General features: G+C 62.6%; 4 protein-coding genes. 1 reads left to right on the top strand and 3 read right to left on the bottom strand.

Going from position 1 to position 4,831, the window contains the following annotated elements:
• Positions 1-312: 312 nt before the first annotated feature.
• Together QQK25_RS22225 and QQK25_RS22220 are read right to left on the bottom strand one after the other, a co-directional pair.
• A complete protein-coding gene (locus QQK25_RS22225; RefSeq protein WP_284189921.1) occupies positions 313-837 on the bottom strand; it encodes a hypothetical protein in 525 nt (174 codons plus the stop codon).
• 30 nt (positions 838-867) lie between these two features.
• Positions 868-1,149 (bottom strand): hypothetical protein, encoded by a 282-nt coding sequence (locus QQK25_RS22220; protein WP_284189920.1) that lies wholly within the window; start codon positions 1,147-1,149, stop codon positions 868-870.
• Between the two features lie 970 nt (positions 1,150-2,119).
• Between QQK25_RS22220 and QQK25_RS22215 the strand changes: the two genes are divergently transcribed.
• Complete coding sequence (locus QQK25_RS22215; protein ID WP_284189922.1) at positions 2,120-3,382, top strand: Hsp70 family protein; 1,263 nt, start codon at positions 2,120-2,122, stop codon at positions 3,380-3,382.
• Here the strand turns inward: QQK25_RS22215 and QQK25_RS22210 are convergent.
• Entirely contained in the window at positions 3,373-4,107 is a 735-nt protein-coding gene (locus QQK25_RS22210; RefSeq protein ID WP_284189919.1) for a glutamine amidotransferase, read from the bottom strand. The genes QQK25_RS22215 and QQK25_RS22210 overlap by 10 nt on opposite strands.
• Positions 4,108-4,831 lie beyond the last annotated feature (724 nt).

The following is a 4,831-nucleotide window of genomic DNA, read 5'->3' as shown; positions in this document are numbered from 1 at the left end:
CGAGACCCGATCAAGGCCGATTAGAGAGAGGCAGTCTGTCTGTCCGATCCGTCGCGTGCGTGCAGTGCCAGGAAGGAGTCGCAGGTGAGCAGGAAAGGAAAACCGGCCTGGCGGCCGGGCATGGAAAAACGGTGCTTGACGGGGAAGTCCTTAGAGTCGGGTTAGCCCGAAGGGCGTAACCCGACAAGCCTTCGATTCGGCCCCCAGGTGACGATCCCCGGGAATGGGTCATGGCTCAAGGCAGGCGGCTGAGAGATGGCCTCGAGCATGGGACGTCGGGTTACGCCCGGTGGGCTAACCCGACCTACGTAACTAGAAGAAAGGAGGAAACACTTCCTCCACGTTAATGGCATTTTCGAAAAATAAAGGATCAACGGTGTACTGCCCCTCGCCCAGCCAAGCACTATGGGCGTTTGGCCCCGCTATGATTGCAGCTTGCTGGAAATATCCTTTGAGCAGGACGCCGCCGGAACAAACCGAATTGAGCCCTCGGCCAAACATCCTTGCGACCTCAATATCAGCGGTCCAAGCAAAGCCAACCTTACCCGCCCGCCATCTTCCGAGATTCTCGCCTCTGTACAATGTAAGCGCCACACCCTCGTAAGTCGGCAAAATGTGACGCAACAAGCGAACCAAGACTAGGTCATCCTCAATTTGCTCTCGAATGTGGTGACCTCCTTCAACCCAGTAGGTACTGAACTGCGCCGCAGCATCCTCACAAGGCTTCGCGTCCTTCAGGAGAGCTAGAGCAAGCGCCCTCCAAGCCCTCTTTTCGGTGATCTCTCGAAGTTCATCCAGGCGCATGGTGATGGAGTCTAAAAATCTGCTGAGAAACAAGTTCTAGAGGTGTCTCATGTTAGCGAGCGCCTATCTTCCGTTGTCATGAAGATAATTGCCGATAGTTTCAGCCCTCCTTGCAAATTTATCTACGAGATCATTTCGATAGTCAGCTTGAAAATTCGGATGATGCTCTTTCGCAAGTGCATTCATGGCCTCCCTAAAATCGTCAAATGCGATCGTTGTGCCGAGCAAGTCAAACGTGGATTTGAGGGCACGATGAAACCGCTGCTCATCAAGGGGGTGCGAAGTGTGCCAAGTATCAACCCTGAGCCAAGGAGAAAGTGCTACTTTCAGTTTTTCAATTTTCATGCGAGACATCCTTATCAATTGAAATTAGAAAATGCAAAATTTTCTTGCATCTGGCGTCGATTTTTTCAAAGTCTACTAACTGGCCGCCGCCGGACTATTACCCTCGGCCCTCTTAAGCCACCTGCGCCAGCCCTCCTCGCGATAGCATTGTTCATCCTGCAACGCCGCACCCGACCACTTACCAGATTGCTCAGCGGCGACCAGTGCAGCCTATGCCTTCCAAATTTATCGCTCGCTAGCCCCGGTGACAAGTTCTTTGTCGTGGTTGTGCTGCTCGCGTGGGGCGAGCCTTGTCTGTCGGAGGTATCGGCGGCATCGGGTGTCGGACTGAAGTCCGACCTACAGGGTGGGTGGGCTGGCGGGATGACCCGAAAACTCGTCCAGCCCCAGGGCGCGGCCTTCGGGGCCTCCGGTTTTTCCCGGTTGCCTCCAGAAAAATTGCTGGGCAGCAATTTTTAAATCCCTCGACAGGCCAGGTTAATCCGAATTTTGCAGGGGCTAAACGCAAAGCTGCAATTTATTAATCCCGAATCCACCCAGCTTTTTTCCGATTCGTTCGAGAGTCACGTCGAATCGAGAAAAATAAATTGCTCCGGGAATTAATTAATCCGATTTTTTTCGCAGCCCCGGCCCGGCGCAGCAATTTTTTAATTGCTGCGAGCAATTAATTATCTGGCTGGCGGATTCAAGCTGGCGCTTTTCGGGAAAAAGCTGCAGCGGCGCTGAATCAAGCCTGCCCGCCCGGGGATCAGGCTGGGAGGGGCCGGGGACAAGCTGGAGGGATTTCACCCAGGCCTGGAAGCTTTGGCCATTTTTCTGGCGCGTTCTGGCGTCCGGCTGCGGGTTTTTCGGGATAAATGCGGGCGGCGTGCCGAGCGTGACAGCCCTGCCGCCTGAGGTGGGCGGCGCCCTCTTCCTCGCCACCCCCAACCGGCGTAACATCCGCCCCCCGCTCTCCCCACGCCAGTCCATGAATGCCGCTCCCGCCCGCGCCTGCGGAATCGACTTCGGAACCTCCAACTCCACCGTCGGCTGGCTGCGGCCGGGCGCACAGACGCTGCTGATCCTCGAGGATGGCAAGCCCACGCTGCCGTCGGCGGTGTTCTTCAATGCCGACGAGGAATCCACCCACTTCGGGCGCGATGCGCTCGCCGAGTACCTGGAAGGCTACGAGGGCCGGCTGATGCGGGCGCTCAAGAGCCTGCTGGGCAGCAAGCTGATGGAGGGCAGCACCGAGGTGGGCGGCCGCGCCCTGCCCTTCAAGGATCTGCTGGCGAGCTTCATCGGCGAGCTCAAGCGCCGGGCCGAGGCCCAGGCGGGCCGTGGTTTCGAGCAGGCGGTGTTCGGCCGGCCGGTGTTCTTTGTGGATGGCGACCCGAGCGCCGACCAGCGCGCCGAGGACACGCTCGCCGCCATTGCCCGGCAGGTGGGGTTCAAGGAGGTGAGCTTCCAGTTCGAGCCCATCGGCGCCGCGCGGCACTACGAGGCGGGGCTGGACCGGGAGGAGCTGGTGCTGATCGCCGACATCGGCGGCGGCACGGCGGATTTCTCGCTGGTGCGCCTGTCGCCCGAGCGGGCCCGCCACGTGGATCGCAAGGACGATCTGCTGGGCAACGCCGGCCTGCACGTGGGCGGCACGGACTTCGACCGGGCCCTGTCGCTGGAATGCGTGATGCCGCTGCTGGGCTACCGGGGCCTGATGAAGAGCGGCGCCGAGGTGCCGTCCGGGCTGTTCTTCCAGCTGGCCACCTGGCACACCATCAACTTTGCCTACACCCGCCAGGCCTTTGCCGATTTCCAGCAGATCTACCGGGACGCCGCTGCCCGCCGCGAGCTCGATCGTCTGGCCCGGCTGATCGGCCAGCGGGAGGGCCACTGGCTGGCCCTGCAGGTTGAGCAGGCGAAGATCGACCTGTCCACCGCCAGCACCACCCGGCTGCATCTGGATCGGCTGGAGGCGGGCCTTGTCCATGACATCACCGCCGAGGCCTTTTCGGCCGCCACGCGCACGCTGGTGGAGCGGGTTGCGGCCACGGTGGCCGAGCTGCTGGATCAGGCCGGCGTGGCGCGGGATCAGGTGGATACGCTGTATTTCACCGGCGGGGCGAGCGGCGTGCCGCAGCTGCGGGCGCGCATCGCCGCCGAGCTGCCGGCCGCGCGCAGCGTGGAGGGGGATCTGTTTGGCAGCATCGGCGCCGGCCTCGCGGTGGAGGCGGCCCGGCGTTACGGCTGAGGCAGGGGCCCGCTCGTCCGTTCCATCACGAAATCGGCAAAGCGGCGCAGCAGACTGGTGGCGGCGTGGGTTTCGGTGACGGCCGCGGTCAGCGCGTCCGGATTGGCGCCGCCCTGGCGCAGGCGGCTCGAGAGCTGGGCGATGTAGCACTTCATCGCCACCGTGTCGAACTCCGGATGGAACTGCACGCCCCAGGCCGCCTCGCCAAAGCGGAAGGCGTGGTGGGGCTCGAAATCGCTCGACGCCAGGCACTGGGCGCCCGGCGGCAGGCGGCGGGCCGTCTGGCTGTGCACCACATGGGCGGGAAAAGTGTCGGGCAGATCGGCGAACAGCGGGTCATGCCGCGCGGCGTCGGACTTGCGGACGCAGACGGTGCCGATCTCCATGCCTTGCGGATGCCAGTCGGCCTCGCCACCCAGGGCATGGGCCAGCAGCTGGTGGCCGTAGCAGATGCCCAGCACCGGCAGCCCTTCGGCCACCCGACCGGCGAGCCAGCGGGCGGTGGCTTCGCTCCAGGCCTCGCGGTCGGTGACCATCGAGGGCGAGCCGGTGAGCACCGCGGCCGCCACCTCACCCGCCGCCGGCAGGGCCTCGCCCTTGCGTGGGTCGACCACCCGCACCGGCACATCGCCCAGCCCGGACGAAATCCAGCTTTCGAAGTCGCCCTCGCGGTTGGCGAGGACCGGGGTGTAATCGCCCAGCTTGACGATGAGCAGCGGTGGCACGGCAACAGGCTCCGGTTGATTTGGATGATTCTCGGATATCCAACGCGCGAGCACCGTTAAGTGTTGAACGGCGCTGGGTGTTAAATCGGCATCTGATGCAAAAAAGTTCAGCGCGCACGCGCCGGGCGTCGCCGAGGTGTGCGGTGAGGATGGCCTGTCGCGGCACGAACGGGCACTTCCATCCCGGATTCCGGATCACCCCCTGTAGGTCGGACTTCAGTCCGACAGCACGGCTTGAGCTGGCTGACGGTTGTCGGACTAAAGTCCGACCTACAGGATGAAGCCGTGCTGAGGGTTGGGGGCGAGGGTGACGGGGTCTTCTGCGATCCCAATTGCAGGGGCGAAGGGCCGCCCTGCAGGAAGCGGCGCTTGCACCCCGCCTTCCGGATCACCCGCCCTGTAGGTCGGACTTCAGTCCGACAGCACGGGTTAAGGTCGCCGGCGTTGGTCGGACTGAAGTCCGACCTACAGGACGAGGCCGTGCTGAGGGTTGGGGGCGAGGATGACGGGGTCTTCTGCGATCCCCCTTGCAGGGGCGAAGGGCCGCCCTGCGGGAAGCGGCGCTTGCACCCCGCCTTCCGGATCACCCGCCCTGTAGGTCGGACTTCAGTCCGACAGCACGGGTTAAGTGTAGTGGTCTAATTTCCTCGGACACCTCGATAGGTGGATCATCCACCCGTAGAGGAGAACTTGATGAAACAGAAACGCCGGGCGTTCGATGCGA

Origin of the sequence: Zoogloea oryzae, assembly GCF_030161255.1 — a bacterium.
Classification (GTDB): domain Bacteria; phylum Pseudomonadota; class Gammaproteobacteria; order Burkholderiales; family Rhodocyclaceae; genus Zoogloea; species Zoogloea oryzae.
The sequence above is the reverse complement of the archived record's forward strand: the minus strand, read 5'-3'. Positions and strand labels throughout refer to the sequence as shown.

Bases quoted from the DNA above. Each gene is read 5' to 3' on its own strand.
- QQK25_RS22220 (WP_284189920.1), bottom strand. From the start codon at position 1,149: ATGAAAATTGAAAAACTGAAAGTAGCACTTTCTCCTTGGCTCAGGGTT.
- QQK25_RS22215 (WP_284189922.1), top strand. From the start codon at position 2,120: ATGAATGCCGCTCCCGCCCGCGCCTGCGGAATCGACTTCGGAACCTCC.